The sequence below is a fragment of the Mesorhizobium sp. M0563 genome (assembly GCF_040321065.1).
In the GTDB taxonomy this organism is placed as follows: domain Bacteria; phylum Pseudomonadota; class Alphaproteobacteria; order Rhizobiales; family Rhizobiaceae; genus Mesorhizobium.
Window position 1 is genome coordinate 84,611 of the sequence record NZ_JAMYQV010000020.1, and the last position, 20,423, is coordinate 105,033.

Consider the following 20,423-nt stretch of genomic DNA (forward strand, 5'->3'; position numbering starts at 1 on the left):
TCGTCGTCAGATACCGCCGCCGCTATCATATTGGTCTTCGGTAATGTCACGCTCGATCAGCCAGTGTTCTAGGGCCTCTACCATCTCCTCGGCAGATCTGCCGAGTGTTTCGAGATGGATTTCAGGTTTTTCCGGCACCTCATACGGTGAATCGACGCCGGTGAAATTCTTGATCTCGCCATTCAACGCCCGCGCATAAAGGCCCTTCGGATCGCGCCTGGCGCATTCTTCGAACGGTGTGTCGACAAACACCTCGACGAATTCGCCCTCGGCCATCAGTTCGCGCGCCATGCGCCGCTCGGCGCTGAACGGCGAAATGAACGACACGATGACGATCAGCCCGGCGTCGGCCATCAGGCGCGCGACTTCGGCGACGCGGCGAATGTTTTCGACACGATCGGCGTCGGTGAAGCCGAGATCGCGGTTGAGGCCGTGACGGACGTTGTCGCCGTCCAGAATGTAGGTATGGCGCCCCGTGGCGAAGAGCTTCTTTTCGAACAGATTGGCGATGGTCGACTTGCCTGACCCCGAAAGCCCGGTGAACCAGAACACCGCCGGCCGCTGGTTCTTCATATCGGCGCGGGCGCGTTTGCCGACATCGAGCGACTGCCAGTGGATATTTTCGGCGCGCCGCAGCGAATGCAGGATCATGCCGGCGCCGACCGTGGCATTGGTGATGCGGTCGATCAGGATGAAGGCGCCGGTGGTGCGGTTTTCGGCAAACGGATCGAAGGCGATCGGCGACCGCGTCGAGATGTTGCAGATGCCGACTTCATTCATTTCAAGCGACTTGGCCGCCTCATGGGCAAAGTCGTTGACGTTGACCCGGTATTTCAGGTCGGTGACGGTGGCACTGGTCTGGTCGGTCTCGGTGCGCAGGATGTAGGAGCGGCCGGGCAGCAATGCATGTTCGTCGAACCAGACGACGTTGGCGGCGAACTGGTCGGCAACCTGCGGCCGCGCTGCCGGCGACACCAGCATATTGCCGCGGGAGACCTCGACCTCGTCGTCAAGGACAAGGGTGATGGCCTGGCCGGCCACTGCTTGGCTCAGGTCGCCGCCATGCGAGACGATGCGCCTGACATGGGATGACTTGCCGGATTTGGCGACGACCACCTCGTCGCCCGGCGCAACCGAGCCGGAGGCGATGGTGCCGGCGAAACCGCGAAAATCGAGATTGGGACGGTTCACATATTGGACGGGAAACCGGAACGGCAATTCGACCGCGGCCTCGTCAACCGAGACGGTTTCGAGATGTTCGATCAGCGTCGGCCCGGAAAACCAGTCTGTCCTATCGGAACGGCCAGTAACGTTGTCGCCGTAGCGGGCCGACATCGGAATGGGCACGATCGTTTGGAAGCCGAGCTCGCGTGAGAACTGCCCGTAATCCGCGACGATCCGTGTAAAAACCGCCTCGTCGAAACCGACAAGATCGATCTTGTTGACGGCGAGCACGATGTGGCGAATGCCCAGTAGCGAGGCAATGATCGAATGCCGCCTTGTCTGGCGCAGCACGCCCTGGCGGGCATCGATCAGCACGATGGCAAGATCGGCGGTCGATGCACCCGTCGCCATGTTGCGCGTGTACTGTTCGTGGCCGGGCGTGTCGGCGACGATGAACTTGCGCTTCGGCGTGGCGAAGAAGCGATAAGCGACGTCGATAGTAATGCCTTGCTCGCGCTCGGCCTCGAGGCCGTCGACCAGCAGCGCGAAGTCGACGTCGTCGCCGGTGGTGCCGTGCTTGCGCGAATCGCGCTCGAGCGCCGCCAGCTGGTCCTCGAAAATCTGCTTGGTATCGGAAAGCAGGCGCCCGATCAGCGTCGACTTGCCGTCGTCGACCGAACCGCAGGTCAGGAAGCGCAGCAGCGACTTTCGTTCCTGCGCCGCCAGATAGTCGCGGACGCCATCGGTCGGGGCGAGGCTCTTGGCCATGATGTGGCGCATTTTCAGAAGTACCCCTCGCGCTTCTTCTTTTCCATCGAGCCTGCTTCGTCGCGATCGATCAGGCGACCTTGCCGCTCGGAGGTGCGCGCCGTGAGCATCTCGCCGACTATTGCCTCCAGAGTGTCGGCTTCCGATTCGATCGCGCCGGTCAGCGGATAGCAGCCGAGCGTGCGGAACCGCACCAGCCGGTTCTCCACCGTCTCACCGGGCCGCAGCTGCATGCGCTCGTCATCCTTCAGGATGAGCATGCCGTCACGCTCGACGACCGGCCGCTCCTTGGCCAAATACAGCGGCACGATCGGGATGTCTTCCTGGAGAATGTATTGCCAGATGTCGAGCTCGGTCCAGTTCGACAGCGGAAACACCCTGATCGATTCGCCGGCAGCGATGCGGGTGTTGAAAATCTTCCACATCTCCGGCCGCTGGTTCTTCGGATCCCAGACGTGCTGGGCGTTGCGGAACGAGAAGATCCGCTCCTTGGCGCGCGACTTCTCCTCGTCACGTCGGGCGCCGCCGAAGGCTGCGTCAAAACTGTATTTGTCGAGTGCCTGCCGCAGGGCAACCGTTTTCATCACATGCGTGTGGGTGTTGGAGCCGTGGTCGAACGGATTGATGTTGTCGCGCACGCCGTCTTCATTGACATGGACCAGGAGATCGAAGCCGAGCTTTTGCTGCATCTGGTCGCGAAAGGCGATCATTTCGCGGAATTTCCAGGTCGTGTCGACATGGAGAAAGGGAAAGGGCGGCTTGGCCGGATAAAACGCCTTCATCGCCAGATGCATGAGCACGGACGAATCCTTGCCGACCGAATAGAGCATCACCGGCTTGGCGAAAGCCGCGGCCACCTCGCGAAAAATATGGATGGATTCAGCCTCAAGCCGCTGAAGGTGCGTAAGCGCGATGTTCATGGACTGTGAGCGTTCTTTCGTGCCATCCACAGAAGGGCCTGTCTCATCAACGGGCGCGCTCTTCAGCCGCCCGGTTCAAGTTGCACTTCTGGACAATCTATTCTCGTGCGGGCGTTCTAGCAGATCGTTCCTGCCCAGAACAATGCAAGACAAGCCTGCGGTCGAATGGTTCGGGAATGATTTTTCCATGCAGCCGGCGAAATCGGGAAATTTCTGCCCAGCGACCAGTTGCGCTTGGGAGGGGCAGGAAAATATTGCCTGGGCTTGGGAGAACCAGAGCTGGCGGTTTTAGGGCGTTCGCCGCGGAACCTGTGAGCCGGCAAGCGGTAACTGGTCCCACCTCATTCAGGCGATGCCAGTCGTGGCGACCGGATCGCTAAGACGAAGTTCCTATGAGAACAGACAGCTTGTCACCGTTGTGGTCGACCTCGATCATCTCGCTCTTGCGGCTCAAGCGTTCCGCAAATCCTTTGTGGAAGATAATGGCGTTCATATAGGCAAAGGTCATTGCTAGCGCCTCGGTTCGCAGCGGATAGTCGACTAGCGAATGAATGAGAAGAAAAGATACCGAGAGGAATGCCGCTTTCTGAAGCGGGTCACGGCGGACCCTGGCCAATGCAGCGAAAAGCAGTGCGAAATAGCCTGCCATCAGCAGGATAGCCGGAATTCCACCTTCGAATGCTATTTCAAGGTATTCATTGTGGGCATGATTGACGTATTGCCTGAAAATCATGCCCCCCCTTTCGTATATTTGATAGGCTTTTTGAAAATTTCCAAATCCGACGCCCGTCGCCCAATTGTCCTTGATCCCCTCGATCGTCGTTCGGGCGAATTCTCCTCGCCCGAACGCCGGATCTAACGCGTCCGCATCGATCTTCGTCCATGCGCCTATCGTGTAGGCCGTAAGCCCTGTGAAAATCAGCAGGATGGTAAGTCCACTCGCCCTGGAACGGGCCGAAAGAAAGACGACGGACAATATGGTTATCGCCAACCCGATCAAGACACCGGCGCGTGAACCGGCAGCCAAAAGCAGCAGCAAAAGCGCGATCAATCCAACCGATCCCGACAAAAGGTGTCCGCGGAACAGGCCATAGTAGACGACGAAGGGGATAGACACAAAAAGCAACGCAGAGAAATGATTCACGTTGGCGAACAGGCCGGCATTGATCGTAAAAGGCAATAGGCCCACGATAGCGATGTTGTCAGAGAGCGAATATTGAATTGCTCCCGCTAAACCGTTGCAGATAACACCCATAAAAAAGAAGGGAAGAAGCGCACTGACCTGCTCCGCACGCAAACGCAAAACGGCCAAAAAAAACCCCGCTGCGGCCAACAGATAAAGCAGACATTCAATCGTGCGGCCGACCCCAACGCTGATGAAGCGAAATTGAGTCTCGTCCGCCCAGGGCTCTCCGAGCAGCAGTTCCGGCCGCAATCCATTGAATATGGCAGCCGGGAGTGGCACAATCTGAAGAACAATCAACGCCACCGCGAAGATAAGCAGCCATAGAACGGAACGCGAGATCCTTTGGCCGGAGGTCTGAGAAAAGACCACTGCCGCCGAGATAATCACCACGACCTGGATTAGAGTATCGGTGTAAAGGCCGCTTGCAGTACCGCCGCCAATGAGCAGGGATATGAACAAAACCGACCCAAGGAGATATTTATCCCATTCGGATGGCCGATCGCTCAAGACGGATTTCTCTCGATGCTCAATTTGTGCATTACCAGCGTACCGACATAGCGAAATCGCCAGCTCTCAGCAATGGCCGAAGTCTCCAGCCTCAACAATTGCATTCGACATGTGTCCGGACCGATTGAAAAATCCCCGCTCATGGTCTGCCGATTGAATGTACCCTCGGGAATATTGAGGCGCGCGATTTCACCGGCCGGACATCTAAGAGACCAGAACAGTTCCTTCGGAAGCTTGAGGTTTCTGGCAGACGCAATTAGAGAAACCTTATAGGATCCAGGAGGCAGCTCAATGTACTGTTGAAGAGCCGAATTCTTCACCGGCGTGTTCAAGAACCGGACCATCGCGCCGCCCTCGCCCTCTACCGCGTTCTGGGATGTTGCAAACGTCACCTCCAGGCCCGACTGGTCGCGAACCTGCCAATCAAACGGCCTGTCTCTGGATATCGGTTCGAACGTGCTGTTGAAAATATATCCGCCTAACTTACGCTCCTGTTCAGACAGGGTGAAAAGAAACAGCCGATACGCTTGTTCATATTCCCTCTGGCGGATGTAACCATTGATCACGATGGATAGTTCGCCCGGTTTCGGCGGCGCGCCTGACTCATTCAAATCGAGCAGCAGCCGGTTTGCGTAATCCAGGCCCTTGGGATCATTGGCAAGGGCCACGAAGAGGCTAGGCCTCCAGGGCGTCTCCGCCGTGATTGCTGCCAGCATGGCGTTGTATCCGTCGGGATTCGCAAGAATCGCCGGCAGGCCACCGACGATCGCCGGAAATTGGTCCGGCCACCGGCGCAGCAATATGTCTATCTCGCCAACGGCCTTTGACAAATCACCTATCTCGGTCGAGTGGCCAATAGACCTCTGGAGGGCATGGATTTCTGTTTTGGATAACTTACGAGCCTGGTCGAACAGCTCGTAGGCCTCGTCTTTTTCGCCTTGCCGGTATTTGATCTCACCGACCAAGCTATAGAGGCGTGCGTCGGCGAGGTTGAAATGGAGCGCGTCCCTAGCCTCGGCAAGCAAGGCATCGAGGTCCGGAGGATTATTCGCATCGTTCAGATCACCGGCAATTACGCCTATCAGAGCATCGGCGTTTAATGGATCCAGTGCAAGCGAGATGGTTGGCGTTTCGGTCTCAAGAAATCGACTTAGCCCGATCGAGGAAGCCACCAACACCAGAACGGATGCGACGAACCAAACGCTTATACGCCGCAGATTTTGCATAAGCGGGCTGGCCTGCTCCATCATCGACTTTGCCCTCAATCCTCGAAGTACTCGTGTCCGTGCCGTAGTTGTAGTACTGATAGTTCATGTATTTATAGGCGTAGTTATAGTCGAATTTGTTCACAACAAACTTTGACATCGCGGCTCCCACTACATTTGCGCCGGCAGATCGCAAGCGCTTCAGCGCAGTCTTGGCCGACTTGCGCGTCACCTGATTGGTCGAGATGACCATCAATGTGCCCTCGGCGAGCCGGCTGAGAATAGGAGCATCCGAAAGACCAACGATCGGTGGCGCATCGATAATGACAAGATCGAAGCGCTTGCCGAGATTGGTTATGATCAGAGCCATCTTCGGAGAGGAGAGCAGATCCGCAGGATTTGGTGGGATCGTTCCAGAGGTCAAAACGGTCACATTAGGGTATTTCGTCGCCCTGAAGATATTCGTCAGATCTTCCTTGCGAACGGTATTTGTCAGAAGATTGCTGAGCCCAATCGTGTTGTCGAGACCAAACAGGCGATGAAGGTTCGGCTTCCGCAGATCGCCGTCGACAATGAGAACTCTTGCGCCAAGCGCTGCAAAATCCTGCCCAAGCTTGAACGAGGTGGTCGACTTGCCTTCCGAAGGTTCCGAACTCGTGACAACCAGCGATCGTGGCGCGCCTTCCGCACCTGAAAATTGCAGCGACGTTCGAAGCGAACGATAGGCCTCCGACAGCCCTGACTTCTGATCGGCAATGCTGGCTGTGAGTTCCCGGTCGTCTACGAGTGGCAAGATGCCGAGCATCGCCAATCCAAGCTCTTTTTCAACCTGCTCGGGATTGGTGAAGGTGTTGTTCAGCAGTTCGATAACATAAATGACAGACGCGCTCAAAGTCATGAAAAGAGCCAGCGCAATCACAAGATTGACACTCAAGCGCGGCGAATATGCGCGATCGGGCACTGCCGCGAAATCGACGATTGCGGCACTCTGCGTCTTCAGCTCAGAGCTAACGCCGACCTCGTTTAGTTTGGCAATAAGGTTGTCATATTGTGACCGGTTAGAATCAACCTCACGTTTCAAGATCGTGTATTTGATGTTCTTATCGTTGAACACGACCTGCAGCTTTTCCATTTCAGCAAGTTTGCTCCTGAGATCAGCTTCTTTGTTCTGCGCCTCCTGATATTTCAGCCGTAGCGAGTCAGTTATGGCCAGCACGCCGTTGTTATAGAGACGCTGCAACTCCTTGATTTGCGACTGAAGCTGCTGCATTTCGGGAAAGCCGGGCTTGAGAATGCCCAGCTTCTGTTGGTATTGACTAGTCAAATCCGCCAGTTTCTCACTGAGATTTTGTAGGCCTTCGCTTTCCAGAACGGGGGCCAGGCTCGATCCGCGACCTTTGTCAATCTGGTCCACGACACGTCCGGCATCGAGACGATCCTGGATCGCTGTCGCAAGCGCCGTATTCAGCGCCTCTATGTTCGATCCTATAAGCGATTTGTCATCGCCGGTTATCGTGATGCCGGCATCCTTCGCATACGCGACCAGCTCCTCTTCGGATTTCTGAAGCTTTTGCTTTACCTGCAAAACCTGTTCCTGGATGAATTGCCTTGCCAGGTCCGAGGTCTCGCTAGTTTGGTCGAGGCGTTGATCAATAAAGCTCTGCGCAACCTGATTGGCTATATCACTCGCATATTTCGGATTCTGATCAACAAAGGTGATCGAGAGCAAGCTCGTGTTGGTGACCAGATTGACCGTGAGGTCGTCTAGAATACGCTTTATCGCAATTTCCTCACGTTCTTCCGGCGTCTTCTGTTCAATGGAAGGTGACTTGGAGATTCCGAAGGCACGATAGAAGATATTGGACAGCGAGAAGTTTGGCGTAGGGAAAAGGAAGTCCGGTTTTTCGCTCAGACCCAATTGGAACACGACGCGCTGTGCCAAAGCGCGGCTTTTGAGCTTTTCACGTGCGGTGAGAAAGGCCCGTACATCTGCATTTTCAGAAACGACCTCGATGTCCTGGAAGACCTTGGCGGAAGGGACCAGCACTTCCAATTGCGTTGTTGCCTGGTATCTTGGCGTCTGCATCATCGTAACAATGAGGCCCGCGACAAGCCCGGCTGCCACCATCATGACGAACAGCCACCGATACTGGACGACGTAAAAGAACAGCTTGAGCGGATTGAAACCCTGTTCCTGCTCCGAATAATCGCGACCGTAGGGGCTGTAGTTTTGCCCGCCGTCATAATAAAGGTCGGCGGACAAGGCTTGGCCATGTCCTGGACCTGCAATTTGATGCTGCCTGTTGCGATCGAGCATGGTGCGAGGTGTTCCTAGATTCGACTACATTCTGACCGGCTACGACCTTATAGTCCCGGGACCACGGCAATTCGGGCGGCATTGGAGGCTATGCCGAGCGCGTCCTTGAGATTGTTCACCGCAATCTTCGTTTTTGAGGCAAAGACGACAACCTTGTCACCACCGTAGATCCGCGGGTTACGGGCCTTGCCGGCGCGAATTTCCTCCACGTTGTAATTTGCGACCAAGGTATTCTGGCCGATATTGCGATAGACGAAGACCTTGCTTGCATCCCCAACCGGGCTGAAATTTCCTGCCAGAGCAATCGCGTCAAGAAGCGAGGAATTACTCGTTACTGGAAAGATACCGGCTCTGTTGACTTCGCCATCGACGGTTATGCGCTGCCCAATCGACTCCTTGACGAAAATCGTCACATCAGGCGACTGCAGGTAGTTGGCGCCGTAAGCCGTCTCGATCTCTTGCTCCAGCTGACGGACGGTTTTTCCTGCCGCGGTAATGGTTCCGATAAGCGGAAGCGATATCTGGCCGCCGGAGTCGACTTGAACCGTTCTGCTCAAATTGTCGACCTGGAATACATTCACTTCGAGCACATCGTTCGGAGACAAAGGCTGCTCGCTGCCGTTCTGCGTGTTTTGCGGTGCAGGCAGATCCTTCACTACCTTCAGCGCGCCGCCGCCCGAAAGTGGCGTCGATGACGACGTCAATTGCAGCGCATCGACCGAACTCGAGGAAGCAGATGTCGTCGACGAGGTGCTCGTGCATGCCGACATTGCAAGCGAAGCCAGCAAGACGAGTGTTGTGCCTATGTGGCTTTTTGCGAAATGAAAAATGCCCATCACGCTGTCCCGCCCTTGAATAGGCGGCCTAATCCTCCAAAGCGGCCGGCGTTGCCGGCGGTGGGGTTTTTCGGACGTGCTTTTCCGACCGGCTCGATGGGACGGTTCGCCAATATTTCGCCTGGACGTTTCAATACCATGTTGCGGGCCTCGTCTTCCCCACATCGCTTGGCAGCAGCAGCAACCGCCTGTGAAAGCCCAGGGCGCCGGCGCGTGGCGCTATGAGTGTCCGACGCGATGATATCCACCCTGCCCTCGTCAATCAGCTTTTCCGAATAATAAAGCGCCGTGCGTCCAAAAGCACCAACAATCGAGTCTGCGGTAAGCTGGATAAGGCAGCCGACCGCATTCAACCTCTCGATAACGTCGTAATTCGTTTTGATCCAGGTCAAACGCTCTGGATGAGTAAGAACCGGGATAAAACCGGCGTTTATGAGGCGTAGAGCAAGATCCTCCATTCGTGGAGGCAAGACATGATGCGGCGGTTCGAACAGAAAATAGCGGGACCTGTTCAAGGTCGGCACGCTGCCCGCCGCCAATTGGTCTGGAAGATCCGGCGCTATGTGAACATCGGCGCCGACGTAGAGAGCAAGTGGTATGGCAGCGCTACGCAGCGCCTGGTGCAACTCTTGAACCGCTCGGACAATGTTCGATGTTCCGTTCTCGTAAACGCCCGGCGTCACGTGCGGCGTGCACGCCATGTGGGTCGTTCCGTCGGCCACCGCCAGCCGAGCCATTTCCAGCGATTCGGCGAGGCTGGGCGAGCCGTCGTCGAGACCGGGCAAGATATGGGAATGCAGATCGATCATGGGCGTTTGTGACTGCAGCGAAGCAACGCAGCGACGTCATCCCCCAAAACGATAAATGCGTCATTCGCAAGACAGCGAGTGACGCATTCGTCAAGTTCATGCGATGCGATGGATGCCAGGTCCCGGCTACCGGCGGACAGAGTTGTCGTCATCATGCAGGCCGATGATCAGCGCCAGATCGGCGGCAAAAGCTGCGCCTGATGTATCGAACGCTACACACATGCCGCCCTCCTCAGGATTGACTTTGATCGTCGCATTTGCCGCCTGACCGTCGTATCCGAGACTTGCACGCAGCATCAAAAGATTGCAATTCAACCACTTTGCCTGGATAAACCGGCACTTCGCCCTTCATCCCGGCATGTTCGCCAGCCGTCCGCATGTCGCCTTTACTTAAGCGATCCGAGCGATACCTGGTCACGACACCAGCATAAATGCCAAGGGCACTCCATCGAACAACAGACACGCAGCCGAAGCGCCATGCGCCTCTGCTGCTGTTGCCTATCTACGGTCAGCTTAGTCGCTAACGGGTTGGCCGTGGTCATCATCCTGCGATAGACCCAGGCCAAGAGCGCCGAGGGCTACACCGCCAAACACAATGGCCGGCGTGTAGTTGGTGCTGCTACCGCCGCCCGTTTGGGCGGTGTGCTCAGAACCGAGGACATTGAGGCAAATCTTGTTGTCGACGCGGGAGATGTCGAGGGTCGAATTGGCCGGCACGCTCAAATTGCAGCTCCCAACTTTAACCGAAGCAGACCCCTTACCGCCAACCACGACGCGGCTGCCGAAATCAAGAGCGCCCCCCGCCTGTGCCGGACCATAGCCAGCCACCTGCGAGATCATCACATCGCCATTGACATTCCCGATCGACCCAATCGGATTTACGCCCGTATAGGCAGTTGCACAGGTGCACGATCCATCCTGCGCGAAAGACGACACCGGGGCGAAGCCGGCCAACACAACAACTCCGGCCAACGCACTTTTCAACACTAGGTTCATCCGCATCAATCCTTCTGTCCCACGTTACCTGAGGCCCGCCCAACCGCCAAGCTACTCATCAGCGCGTAACAGCTTTCTGCGCCAATTCCAACCCATTTCGCATTTGCGAGATAATTTTTGGTTTCAGTGTGGTTGATTGAACACACCATTAGAGCATCCAAATATATAATCTTTGCTGCCGGCCGAAATAGAGCTGGTTGCCAGCGAGCCAACGTGGCTGCCCCACCAGCGCTTCCGCGCTTACACAGGTCCGCAGTCGACTACGTCCTGATATTGCCCTCCCGATTTTCGTGCAGCAACCAGCCTGGCGCGCAAGATCTATGGATTAAACCCGCTTGAGGGGGCTGTCCGCACGGAATGCCGGCCTTGATTCCGTGCTCCCGCCACAACGGGGCGCAGATCCATTCAGCAATCAACACGTGACAATTTTGGCCGCCGCGCGACCCGATCCGGATGGCAGACGAGGCCTTCCTGTAGGGCGCACGATCGGACGGGATCTGGCGTCAATGCCGTAAGCGCTTACGCGCTCCCCAATACGTTAGGCTTGACGTCTGCGGAAGCGCCAGGGCATGAGGTCTTCAATGCGGCCTTGCTGATGCCGGTTGAGGATCGCCTCGAGCGATTTCAACGATGTAGGCGACCGGGTTGACGTCGTTGAGCTTGCACATGGCGACGATGGGAGCAGCAGCGCCCAACTTTCAGCCCCGACCTCATGCCTGGCGCGCGGCCTCGATGCGCCTTGATCAAGATCAACGACGAAGCGCACAACGGCGGTCTTGCCGCCCGAAGCCGAATAGAATGTTTCGCGGTCGGGAGCGCATCCTAGACATCTGCAGGCTGAAACCGAGATCTCTGAGCCGCCAAGCCCTGCATGGAATATTCAGGAAATGACCAGCTGTGGAGATAGGTTGTCGAACCACTGAGCGACTTCAAAATAGTGCTTGGCGACGAAATCGGCAAAAGTGGTCAGCCAAGGCCGGTGCCGGTGACCTGGTCGCAACCGAGGCCCTCCGGGACGCCGGACGGATCAGAGATCAAGTTAGCATGGTCGCCCCGCCGAGACTGTCCTGAAACGACAGGCGACACGTCCCCTAAGACTTTGCAAAATTATGCCCGGTAATGTGCCTATGGGACGCAGAGGCGCCGGCATCGTCATTATAAACCGCGGAGAGCGCCGCATTGGCCGGCAAGACGACTGGATTTGATGTCAGTCATTTTTTATCGCGCATTGATGCGGCATAATCCGCGACCCGAACCTTGTTGGAGAGAAAGAGATCATGCAAAGCATCTCCCGCCGTCTGTTTGCAAGGTGGGTGGCGTTAGCCCCGTGGGGTGTAAGTTGGAGCGCTGCAGTGTCGGACGCTTCAGCCGCGGCCCCGCTGTCTGGCGATCGGGAGCCTGCCCGGATCGCAACCCCCGAGAATATCAACCTAATGCTTCAACAAGTGATGGATGCAGCCGATGCTGCAATCTCGGCCAGCGGTGTTGCAGATTTTGCCAGCAAGGCCGTGGCGGAAGCCACCAGTATCCCATTGGCCAAACAGTTTCTGCGGCTGGCAGGGTACGCGCGATCCGGCGATGGCGGCGGCGCGCTCTATAGAAAGGCGGATACTGAACCAAGACATCACGGCAAATTTCAAAGCGCCGATGGCGCCTGGTGGGAATTAGCGGAGGAGACCATCACTCCGAACATGGTGGGCGGCGAGTTAGCTTCAGTCATCGCGATCGGCCCGAACGGGTTTGTTCCAGCAGGTACCGTTCTCGTCGACAAAACGATCGCATATCCTAAGTCGGCACCCTATGGAGGCGGGGCACTGCGTGGGCAGGGAATGGAAACATCGAATGCTTTTTCACCCAGAGCGGCGAGTTCCAAATCGACCATAGTATGGAACGGCACCGGCGGCGGTACACTGATGGAATTGGATGGGCAACTCGGGCTGCTGTTCGAACAACTTTCTTTCGTCGGCAAGCCGTCACTGGAGGCTGCTAGTCGCGCCGCGATATGTCATCACTGGCTCCAGACGACCAAGGCGTTCGGGTCTGGCGAAAGTCTCTATGTCGAATGCTCGTTTCAGCACTTCGACACCGCAATTAAGTTTGCCAATAATCGGGGCGATGCCACGTGCGCCGGTATGCATTTTCTAAAGTGCGTCGTTCAGAATCTCGACACCTTCATTCATGTCATGAATGATCAGGGTCTCAACTACGTTCTGGACCACGTCTCTTGCAATTTTATTGATCGGGTCGCCCTTTTTGAACGCGGCGGGAATCTCGATGTGAGAAACGGCAATCTCGCGGGCTGTGGAACTATCAACTGGTGCTTTGAACTGGCTGCGATCGGTAACAATCTCTATGTAAACAGCTTCCGCAATGTCCGTATTGAACAAGGCACCAAGCGACTTCTCAAAATGACCGGATCGGGGAGCGTTGTTTTTGACGGCCTCACCGAAGCACAGCCAAATCAAAATGTTACGATGTTTGAACAGACAGGGGGAATTCTGACGGTCCGCAATGCACATCTGACCACTAACGGCGCCGCCAATCCAACGTTCATTGTCCGCAACCAGGACGGCGGTTCCCCCGGGATTCTCTTTTTAGAGAACGTTCACTTCGCGGAGAACACGTTTGTACTAACAGACTGGATCAGCCGACCGAACACGAGCGCAAGCTCTGTCGTGGTGATGAAGAATTGCACCTATGGGACCAATTTCCAGCCAATCCCGAATTTCTCAACCAATCTTGCATATGGCAATCCCCGCACTTGTACCCAGACCACGACCAATTCGAGCAAGCCGCTGACAATCGAGGATGAAGCACGAGGGCTTCATACGGTTGTACAACTACCTACCGATACTCTAACCACGATCAACATTGTGATTGAAGGCGTGGACAGCGCCCGCAAGATTGTCTTCTCCGGGGTGCGCAGGGCAGTGTGCCTAAATGACAGCTTTGTCTGCACTCTGGTCAGTCTACAGATGATTGGAACTGACTATGACCCTTTTGCACTGGAGGCTCCTCCCCAAGTGTCGGTTTCGCAACACCTCAATGCCATCGAGGTTACTGTCACCGGCTTGCGAGAAACTTTGATCAATTGGACAGCTATCTTTGATGGTCAGCCACGACCAATCTAGATGTGAACGCACCTCTGCAGGGCTTGCATCATTGGCTTGGGCAAGCCACATAGCCAGCCCATGACTGCGAAGGCAACTGGCACAGGAGCCCTTTCTCCGAAAACTCCTTTGCAAGATCGGCGCCTGAAGACGTAAAGCACTGAACGACCAAGGCTCTGCCAAACTTGAGACCGACTTTACCGTCGCACGGCGTGCCGCTCCCGACAGGACGGCAGGTCACGACGCTCTGCTCGTAACTTTTTCGAGCAGTCTCGGTTATTAAGCCCACCGGCCCCAAGCGAGGCTCAGACGAAACGCCACACAAAACCACATTGTAACCGCCCACTCTGATGTCTCTTATTGAAACTATGGACAGTCTTCCAGTAAACGGAGCGGTCGGGACATCTGCTTTTGGGACACGGGCGATCCGCTTATTAATTTCGGAAATAGAAATCATCCCAAAAACCAAAGCGAAGAGAAGCGCAACAATGAATATTACGATCCAGGCTCTTGCCGTCAACGTGAACTCCTCGGAGCGGAATGCGATTCAAGAGCTGAATGCGAGGAGATATTGGGCTTGCGGGCGATCGCTATCATACTCTTTGCCAATGGCGGAACTCTTCCCACTCGATCGAAACGGACAATATCCAATCCCACTTCTTCAAGTAGCATCCTCAGTGTCTTCATCGACCAAAATTTAATATGGCCGCCGTCCCAGAGAGCCCAGAAATGGTTGTCCATCTTTCCCGTAACCGCGAGCACTAAATTTTTCACGTATCCATGATAAGGGGTTGAGATGATCGCTGTTCCGCCGGGTTCGAGCAGATTAAATATGTTTCGGGCAAAGGCTCTTGGATCGTAAAGATGTTCCACGACCTCGAGACTGAGAACGGTGTCGAACGTACCATATTTAGCGGACAGGTCATCATACGCCGACCCAATCTCGATTTTGAGGTTTGGGTACGCGCGATTAGCCATTGCGACGGCGGAGGAAGAGGCATCGATGCCAACAACGGAATATTTTTCGCTCAGTTCACTCGCAACGCTGCCATTGCCGCAGCCCAGATCAAAAATGCGCTTCGAGTTCGCCTCAGCTAGGATGCGCTTAACCGCCGGCAATAATATGCGGTGAGAGCTATTTTTCTCTGCGGTATCATATTCATATTCAATGTTTCGTTCATCAGGCATGGTCGTGCTACTCCGTCTTGATAATAAGGCACCTTCGCCTTCAAACACCCGAACGCAAATCGATTCCGGTTCTATCCTTGATAGCATCTTCAAGTGACATATTTGTCTTTTTGGCGAGGTCGACAATTTCGTCCACCTTAGCGTCAACCAGAGTTCTGTAAAGAAAACCCTGCAAAAGGTGAAAATATAACCCTGGTTTTCCATCTAAAAATCCAAGCAAGATCGCGTACCTATATAGGAAATAAACAGACGACCTCAATGCTGTTGGCATTTTCAGGTATATTTTCTCCTTCATAAAACGCTTAAACGCTGCTTGTCCACTCAGTTTCATGTCTTTTTTTGCTTTTTGCTCAAATTCTTTAATCTTTTTGCTGAGAATATCTGCAGCCTCACGCGACGCATAGGAATTGTGCTTCGACATCCACCAAGTCATCGATTTCAAATTACGATCTGACAGACTTAATCTGGATTTCTGGACACGACGCTCAACAATTATGTGTTCATCCATCCAGCGCTGTTCACATTTGCCGCGTCCATTACGCCAAAGGCGAAGCTGCCAACTTGGCTCGATGCCGCCAAACCGAATCCTACGCCCTAGAAAATAGATGCGCCGCTTGATAAGTATTCCATCACAGTCAGCGGCCGCTTTTAAGACAGTATCAGCCAGACTATTAAGCTGTTTTGCGTCAAGGACTTCGTCAGCATCGATGCGAAGCAGCCACCCCCCCTTGTCGGACAACAACTCGATGCCAAAATTCATTTGTGTCGCGTAATTCACCCATTGATTCTCAACTACCACCGCGCCCAACGACACCGCTATCTCGCGAGTGTTGTCGCTGGATCCGCTATCAATGACCGTTATACTTGAGACTCGACCAAGAAGACTCTCGATGCACCGCCCAATGTGAATCTCTTCATCCTTCGTGAGAATGAGCGCATGGATGTCAGGCGACTTATTTATTTCCCGCGTCTGATCAGTCGAGGGTTCGGCTTCAGCTGGGGCTCTCATGATCACCGTGACCCGACCTGTCGAGCCGGATTGCCAGCCACCACCACTCCAGGCTCCAAATCCTTAACAACAACAGCACGTGCGCCTACAATTGCACCTTTCCCAATTTTCACTCCCGGCCCGACGAATGCGCCGGCCGCGACCCATGCTCCATCCTCTATTGAGATATTGCCGACGACGAGAGGAAATTTGGGATCGCGATAGTCATGGGTCGCAGAACACAAATATGCCCCCTGACTGATGGTGACGTAATCGCCGATGGCAATTTCTGCCACCGAGTAGCAAGTCGCTTCTGGACCCAGACTACTGGTTCTTCCCATACGCAGGTTCCACGGTGCCCAAACGCGCGCGGACGGATAGGGATGAGCGCCAACTTCAATTTTCGCGCCAAAGCTCCGCAGTAAAAAGCACCTCCATCGATGAAACGGCGTTGGAGACCATCCGTAAGCCGTTTTCTCAACTAATCGCCAAAGGGCACGTCTCAGCTTGTCACTTCCGCTCGGCGCCGGCACCGCTGCTAATTTGAACGACCGTTTATCTGACATCGAACTTAGTCCACTATCACGCTCTTCGGTCGGTCAGCTCGCCCATCGCACCACCGGTAAACATTCTCCATCTCAGCGCCAACACCATCCCATGAGTAATCCCTTTCCATCCAAGTGCGCCCCCGCGCGCCCATCGCTAATCGAACCTTCCTAGGCATCGACATTGCATCATTAAGTGCTCTTACCAAGGGCTCTGTGCCGTGGTCGATCCACCACCCGCAGCCCTCAATGTCCAATCCTGCCCAAGGAGCCCCTTTGGTTGAAATAACCGGCACCCCGTGCGCCAGCGCTTCAGCGACCACCATCCCAAAGTTTTCATCGAGCGTCGGCAACACGAAGAGACTCGCCGACCGATAAGCCATGGCTTTTTTCTCGCCGTAAAGAGCGTCGTCAAATGATGCTCGTTCCAAACCCAGCCTTGCTGACATCGCCTTCAGTTCGGCTGGATAGCTGCCTTCTAGTGGCCCAACTACCCTAAGCCGCCAATGCGGGTTCTGACGCTCGACTTGGGCCCAAGCAGCCAAAAGGCGGTCAATTCCCTTCTTGGCGTGAATTCTGCCAAGATAAAGGACCGTGTCCATTTGCTCCTGAGATCTTGGCCGATCGGCAATGATGCTCTGGTTCAGAGCCGGCACGTCGATTCCGTTGGGCACTACTGCAACTGGCGCCTTGAATCCGAGCCTCCGAATATCGTCGTACTCTTGGACGCTAGTTGCGTGAAAGCAACTCACGACTTCGACCGCAGAGCGCTGTGCGATACGCCAGAACATCATTTTCTTGCGACGCGAAAATTCGAGAGCCGGAGAGCCAAGCATGCCCCTGGGAGAAAGAAGTAACGGCCGGCTGTGCAGACCGGCACTCCAACTCGGATATACGTTCGGCATCAGCCATAGACCGTGCGTGTGCAATATCCCGCCGCCAACTGCGAACCTATCAATAGCAGCCCGCAGGTCCCTGGACGCATACAGGTTGGAAAAGACAGGAACAGAACCAAAATCGCGTTTGAACACACGACACTCAACGCCATCTCGCAAAGCCATGGATGGGTTTCCAACGCTAAACAGTCCCGATTGCAGCCCTCTAGCGGCTAAAGTCGATGCAAGCCGTGTGACCGAATAACTTGGGCCTGCGGCTTCAGATTCAACAGAAGCCACAATTTGAAGAATGCTGAAGCTCAATGCTTCATTAGCTGCGCGTAGGTTCAATTCACCATTCCTGCTCTACATACCGGAGTTTATTTTTTTACCTTGCCCAGTATGTTCACGCGTAGCGATTCGAGCGCAGTAGTACTATTGACGATACGCTCATATGCGGAGCCAAACAAAAAAAGCGGAAGAGACCGCCTCATGTAAGACGGCTCTGGCTCGATCATTTGGAGTTCAATCCCGGAGAAACCCGCAGCCAATGTTGCCTTTTCAAGAGATTTGCGTCGGTTCATTCTGTAAAAAGTAGGCCAGGGTTCATGCGCATCCATATTCATTCCACGCGCCGCGTTGGCAACACGCAAGTGGACCCAGTGAGGGGTCACCGCGGAGATCAACGTTACATAGTGAAATAAGTTCGGAGTTCGAAAGAAAAACGAGGATCCAGGCTTCAGCACTCGGTGCACCTCTTTCAGAAACATCGCGGGGTTCTCCACGTGCTCTAAAACGAAGTCCGCAAAAACCAGGTCAAAGTAGTCGTCTCCCTCTGGAATTTGGCCATTTACTATTGTCCCTGCCCTGTCCAGCTCATCGTTAAGCAAGACGGCTGGATCAACATCAACCCCCACGATCTCCTTGACCTCACCCCTCAATACCCTTCGATTGTCCCGTGTCGACGGACCTGCCCCTATGTTCAATACCTTGCAATTCGGATTTAGCTCCGCACGGATCCAGTTGTAGAACGCAGTAGTTCCATTCAACGATTGATCTCGATATAGCCGCCTATACAGTCGTTCTACTAACGGAAGACTACTGGTGGACGTGTCATTGCCTGGCATTTACGCTCCTTAATTGGTTGAAATTCGAACTTTTGTCTTCTCACGGGCTACCTGGACTTCGGGACCGTCCCAACAATCCGCGCAGGCACGCCAGCCATAATCGCGCGCTCGGGAACATCCCTAGTAACAACGGCTCCAGCGCCAATGACTGAATGGGCACCTACCTTCTGGCAACCCGCTAGAACGATCACCCGAGCCCCTACCCAAGCCCCCCTTCCAATGCTCTTGTTCATCGCAATAGGATCTGATCTCGGGTCAAGCCCGTGATTATGAGTATACAAAACCACACCTTCAGAAATGAAAACGTCGTCTTCGATTGACATTCCCCCCGTGTAGTCGATTTTCACCGCAGCGTTTATTACTACATCGTCGCCAACGACAAGCTGGCTGCCAGGCGACTCGCTGGAGGCGCCCACGCCACGTGAGATTGTGCACCGCGTGCCGAGTGTGACAGACCCCGGCCGATCAATGCGCGCGAAGCGTGCTATCGTCGTTCCTCTGCCACACTGCCTTAGCACGCTTCTGTAGGTCATCGTCCAAACAAAATCAAGTATTCTTCTCCAAAGGTACGCCGTCAGCCGAGGAGCAAGCAATATAAACGGGATCTCACGCACAGACTTTTCTCTTCATTTCATTTTTAAAAAAAGATATGCGAGGGAGAATAACAGCCTGGCGAAAACACTTCCCGCGAAACTGATCGCCACAGCCATACCGATGTTAGGTAATCCAACGCCAAAGAGGTATTCTGGTGCAAGAAGCACGACGAATACCAGAATGCCTACTATCGGAGCAGTGGTATAAGCTCTTGTTGCGCCGCGAGCGACGACCGACAACCCAATAAAACCCGATGAGTGAACGAGGATCATTGCGACAGCTGTCAAATATAGTCCTGTTCGCATCTCGACGCTGGCGTTCCCAAACACTAGGGTGAGCGCTCGATCGCTTATCAATACAGAGGCCATGAAAAACGCCAAGCCTATGGCCAGCCCAACGGATATACCTTTGAATATGTTTATAGTGTACGCAGCTTTACTCCCGCTTCGGTGAACCCTTATCGCCTCTGGTAGAAATATGAAGCCGACCGCAGTCGCAAGCATTTGGAATGGGACGAACAACGTCTGGGCTGCGCCGACAAAGCCCATTATCTGTGCGGAACTTGTGAGAAAAATGCCGAACCGGAAACAGTTCGTATGCACGCTGTCCAACGCCGGAAACATCCCTACCCAAAGGTTGTCCATAACTAGACGGCGTATTCTCTTAAAACTTGTTCGCCCAATCACATGCCTTGCGGGGCCATGTTGCATCGACATGTAGACGTCCAACAGAACAGAAGTTGCAATCACACATGCCGACGAGAGAACTGCGGCTTCGATGAAACTTCCTCTGAGATAAGTGACCCCGAGAAAGGGCACCATACCTGCGATGCCCCTGCCGGCAAAGGAGATTGCGATGCGCTCCTGGTTATTATCGCGTTGGTATATCCCTATTATAAGGTCGCTTACTTGGTCCCCAACCCGTCCTGCTATCAAAGCGAGCGCAATCCATTTTTCAGATGATCCCGGATCTTTCAAAGAGAAAATAACCAATGCCGTCACCGTATACGAAAAAAGCACACCAGCGACTCGCAATATCAGTGCGTCGTTCACAACCGAACCGTCGACGCTTTCGAACGACATAACGACTCGTAGATTAAGGCCGAAAAGCAGGCACAACGGCGCAAATATCGAAAGCCCCAGCGTGTATACCCCAATCGTCGAGGCCATGTTGTGGTGAGAGAGCACGAGAATGCAAATGGCTTGGGATGCTGCCCAAACTGCCTGCCCCATTAGATTGACGATTGTTTTCTTCAAGACTCGTTCCGTTCGGCGACCACAGCGAGCGC

16 protein-coding genes are annotated in these 20,423 nt (G+C 54.6%); 1 reads left to right on the forward strand and 15 read right to left on the reverse strand.

Annotated elements, in window-relative coordinates; all coding sequences use genetic code 11:
• Nucleotides 1–6: 6 nt before the first annotated feature.
• The 9 genes from cysN to NKI50_RS23455 all read right to left on the reverse strand — a co-directional run bounded on the left by cysN (nt 7) and on the right by NKI50_RS23455 (nt 10,708).
• Nucleotides 7–1,944 carry a sulfate adenylyltransferase subunit CysN gene (gene cysN / locus NKI50_RS23415; protein ID WP_352717715.1) on the reverse strand — a complete coding sequence of 646 codons (1,938 nt, stop codon included), beginning with the start codon at nt 1,942–1,944 and terminating at the stop codon, nt 7–9.
• 2 nt (nt 1,945–1,946) lie between these two features.
• Nucleotides 1,947–2,852 (reverse strand): sulfate adenylyltransferase subunit CysD, encoded by a 906-nt coding sequence (gene cysD, locus NKI50_RS23420; RefSeq protein WP_352717717.1) that lies wholly within the window; start codon nt 2,850–2,852, stop codon nt 1,947–1,949.
• Between the two features lie 376 nt (nt 2,853–3,228).
• The gene (locus NKI50_RS23425; protein ID WP_352717719.1) at nt 3,229–4,545 is read right to left on the reverse strand and encodes an O-antigen ligase family protein; all 1,317 of its coding nucleotides are present in this window, start codon (nt 4,543–4,545) and stop codon (nt 3,229–3,231) included.
• On the reverse strand, nt 4,542–5,795 hold the full coding sequence (locus tag NKI50_RS23430) for a tetratricopeptide repeat protein (protein ID WP_352717721.1): 1,254 nt from the start codon (nt 5,793–5,795) through the stop codon (nt 4,542–4,544). Before NKI50_RS23430 ends, NKI50_RS23425 begins: the two co-directional genes overlap by 4 nt.
• Nucleotides 5,683–8,067, reverse strand: a complete 2,385-nt coding sequence (locus NKI50_RS23435; protein ID WP_352717723.1) for a GumC family protein — start codon at nt 8,065–8,067, stop codon at nt 5,683–5,685. The genes NKI50_RS23430 and NKI50_RS23435 overlap by 113 nt, the downstream gene beginning before the upstream one ends.
• 47 nt (nt 8,068–8,114) lie before the next feature.
• Nucleotides 8,115–8,903 carry a polysaccharide biosynthesis/export family protein gene (locus tag NKI50_RS23440; protein ID WP_352549063.1) on the reverse strand — a complete coding sequence of 263 codons (789 nt, stop codon included), beginning with the start codon at nt 8,901–8,903 and terminating at the stop codon, nt 8,115–8,117.
• Entirely contained in the window at nt 8,903–9,712 is an 810-nt protein-coding gene (locus tag NKI50_RS23445; protein ID WP_352717726.1) for a tyrosine-protein phosphatase, read from the reverse strand. The genes NKI50_RS23440 and NKI50_RS23445 overlap by 1 nt, the downstream gene beginning before the upstream one ends.
• A 126-nt stretch (nt 9,713–9,838) precedes the next feature.
• Entirely contained in the window at nt 9,839–10,027 is a 189-nt protein-coding gene (locus NKI50_RS23450) for a hypothetical protein (RefSeq protein ID WP_352717728.1), read from the reverse strand.
• A 198-nt stretch (nt 10,028–10,225) separates the two neighbouring features.
• The gene (locus NKI50_RS23455) at nt 10,226–10,708 is read right to left on the reverse strand and encodes a hypothetical protein (RefSeq protein WP_352549059.1); all 483 of its coding nucleotides are present in this window, start codon (nt 10,706–10,708) and stop codon (nt 10,226–10,228) included.
• A 1,277-nt stretch (nt 10,709–11,985) separates the two neighbouring features.
• Here NKI50_RS23455 and NKI50_RS23460 point away from each other — a divergent pair.
• Complete coding sequence (locus tag NKI50_RS23460) at nt 11,986–13,839, forward strand: hypothetical protein (protein WP_352717730.1); 1,854 nt, start codon at nt 11,986–11,988, stop codon at nt 13,837–13,839.
• A 495-nt stretch (nt 13,840–14,334) separates the two neighbouring features.
• On the opposite strand, the gene NKI50_RS23465 is transcribed toward NKI50_RS23460, so the two are convergent.
• From NKI50_RS23465 to NKI50_RS23490, 6 genes are all read right to left on the reverse strand, one after another.
• Nucleotides 14,335–15,006: a class I SAM-dependent methyltransferase gene (locus tag NKI50_RS23465; RefSeq protein ID WP_352549055.1), complete on the reverse strand. Its 672-nt coding sequence runs from the start codon at nt 15,004–15,006 to the stop codon at nt 14,335–14,337.
• 40 nt (nt 15,007–15,046) lie between these two features.
• Nucleotides 15,047–16,015 (reverse strand): glycosyltransferase family 2 protein, encoded by a 969-nt coding sequence (locus NKI50_RS23470; protein ID WP_352717772.1) that lies wholly within the window; start codon nt 16,013–16,015, stop codon nt 15,047–15,049.
• A gap of 2 nt (nt 16,016–16,017) precedes the next feature.
• Nucleotides 16,018–16,335: a putative colanic acid biosynthesis acetyltransferase gene (locus NKI50_RS23475; protein ID WP_352717732.1), complete on the reverse strand. Its 318-nt coding sequence runs from the start codon at nt 16,333–16,335 to the stop codon at nt 16,018–16,020.
• A 230-nt stretch (nt 16,336–16,565) separates the two neighbouring features.
• Nucleotides 16,566–17,765: a glycosyltransferase gene (locus NKI50_RS23480; protein ID WP_352549052.1), complete on the reverse strand. Its 1,200-nt coding sequence runs from the start codon at nt 17,763–17,765 to the stop codon at nt 16,566–16,568.
• 29 nt (nt 17,766–17,794) lie between these two features.
• Nucleotides 17,795–18,541, reverse strand: a complete 747-nt coding sequence (locus NKI50_RS23485; protein ID WP_352717734.1) for a class I SAM-dependent methyltransferase — start codon at nt 18,539–18,541, stop codon at nt 17,795–17,797.
• A 626-nt stretch (nt 18,542–19,167) separates the two neighbouring features.
• Nucleotides 19,168–20,391: an MATE family efflux transporter gene (locus tag NKI50_RS23490; RefSeq protein WP_352549048.1), complete on the reverse strand. Its 1,224-nt coding sequence runs from the start codon at nt 20,389–20,391 to the stop codon at nt 19,168–19,170.
• Between the last annotated feature and the right edge of the window lie 32 nt (nt 20,392–20,423).

What these genes read in the sequence shown, in the direction of transcription:
- cysN (WP_352717715.1), bottom strand. Translation starts at nt 1,944, where the DNA reads ATGCGCCACATCATGGCCAAGAGCCTCGCCCCGACCGATGGCGTCCGC.
- cysD (WP_352717717.1), bottom strand. Translation starts at nt 2,852, where the DNA reads ATGAACATCGCGCTTACGCACCTTCAGCGGCTTGAGGCTGAATCCATC.
- NKI50_RS23430 (WP_352717721.1), bottom strand. Translation starts at nt 5,795, where the DNA reads ATGATGGAGCAGGCCAGCCCGCTTATGCAAAATCTGCGGCGTATAAGC.
- NKI50_RS23435 (WP_352717723.1), bottom strand. Translation starts at nt 8,067, where the DNA reads ATGCTCGATCGCAACAGGCAGCATCAAATTGCAGGTCCAGGACATGGC.
- NKI50_RS23440 (WP_352549063.1), bottom strand. Translation starts at nt 8,903, where the DNA reads ATGGGCATTTTTCATTTCGCAAAAAGCCACATAGGCACAACACTCGTC.
- NKI50_RS23445 (WP_352717726.1), bottom strand. Translation starts at nt 9,712, where the DNA reads ATGATCGATCTGCATTCCCATATCTTGCCCGGTCTCGACGACGGCTCG.
- NKI50_RS23455 (WP_352549059.1), bottom strand. Translation starts at nt 10,708, where the DNA reads ATGAACCTAGTGTTGAAAAGTGCGTTGGCCGGAGTTGTTGTGTTGGCC.
- NKI50_RS23460 (WP_352717730.1), top strand. Translation starts at nt 11,986, where the DNA reads ATGCAAAGCATCTCCCGCCGTCTGTTTGCAAGGTGGGTGGCGTTAGCC.
- NKI50_RS23465 (WP_352549055.1), bottom strand. Translation starts at nt 15,006, where the DNA reads ATGCCTGATGAACGAAACATTGAATATGAATATGATACCGCAGAGAAA.
- NKI50_RS23470 (WP_352717772.1), bottom strand. Translation starts at nt 16,015, where the DNA reads ATGAGAGCCCCAGCTGAAGCCGAACCCTCGACTGATCAGACGCGGGAA.
- NKI50_RS23475 (WP_352717732.1), bottom strand. Translation starts at nt 16,335, where the DNA reads ATGGGAAGAACCAGTAGTCTGGGTCCAGAAGCGACTTGCTACTCGGTG.
- NKI50_RS23485 (WP_352717734.1), bottom strand. Translation starts at nt 18,541, where the DNA reads ATGCCAGGCAATGACACGTCCACCAGTAGTCTTCCGTTAGTAGAACGA.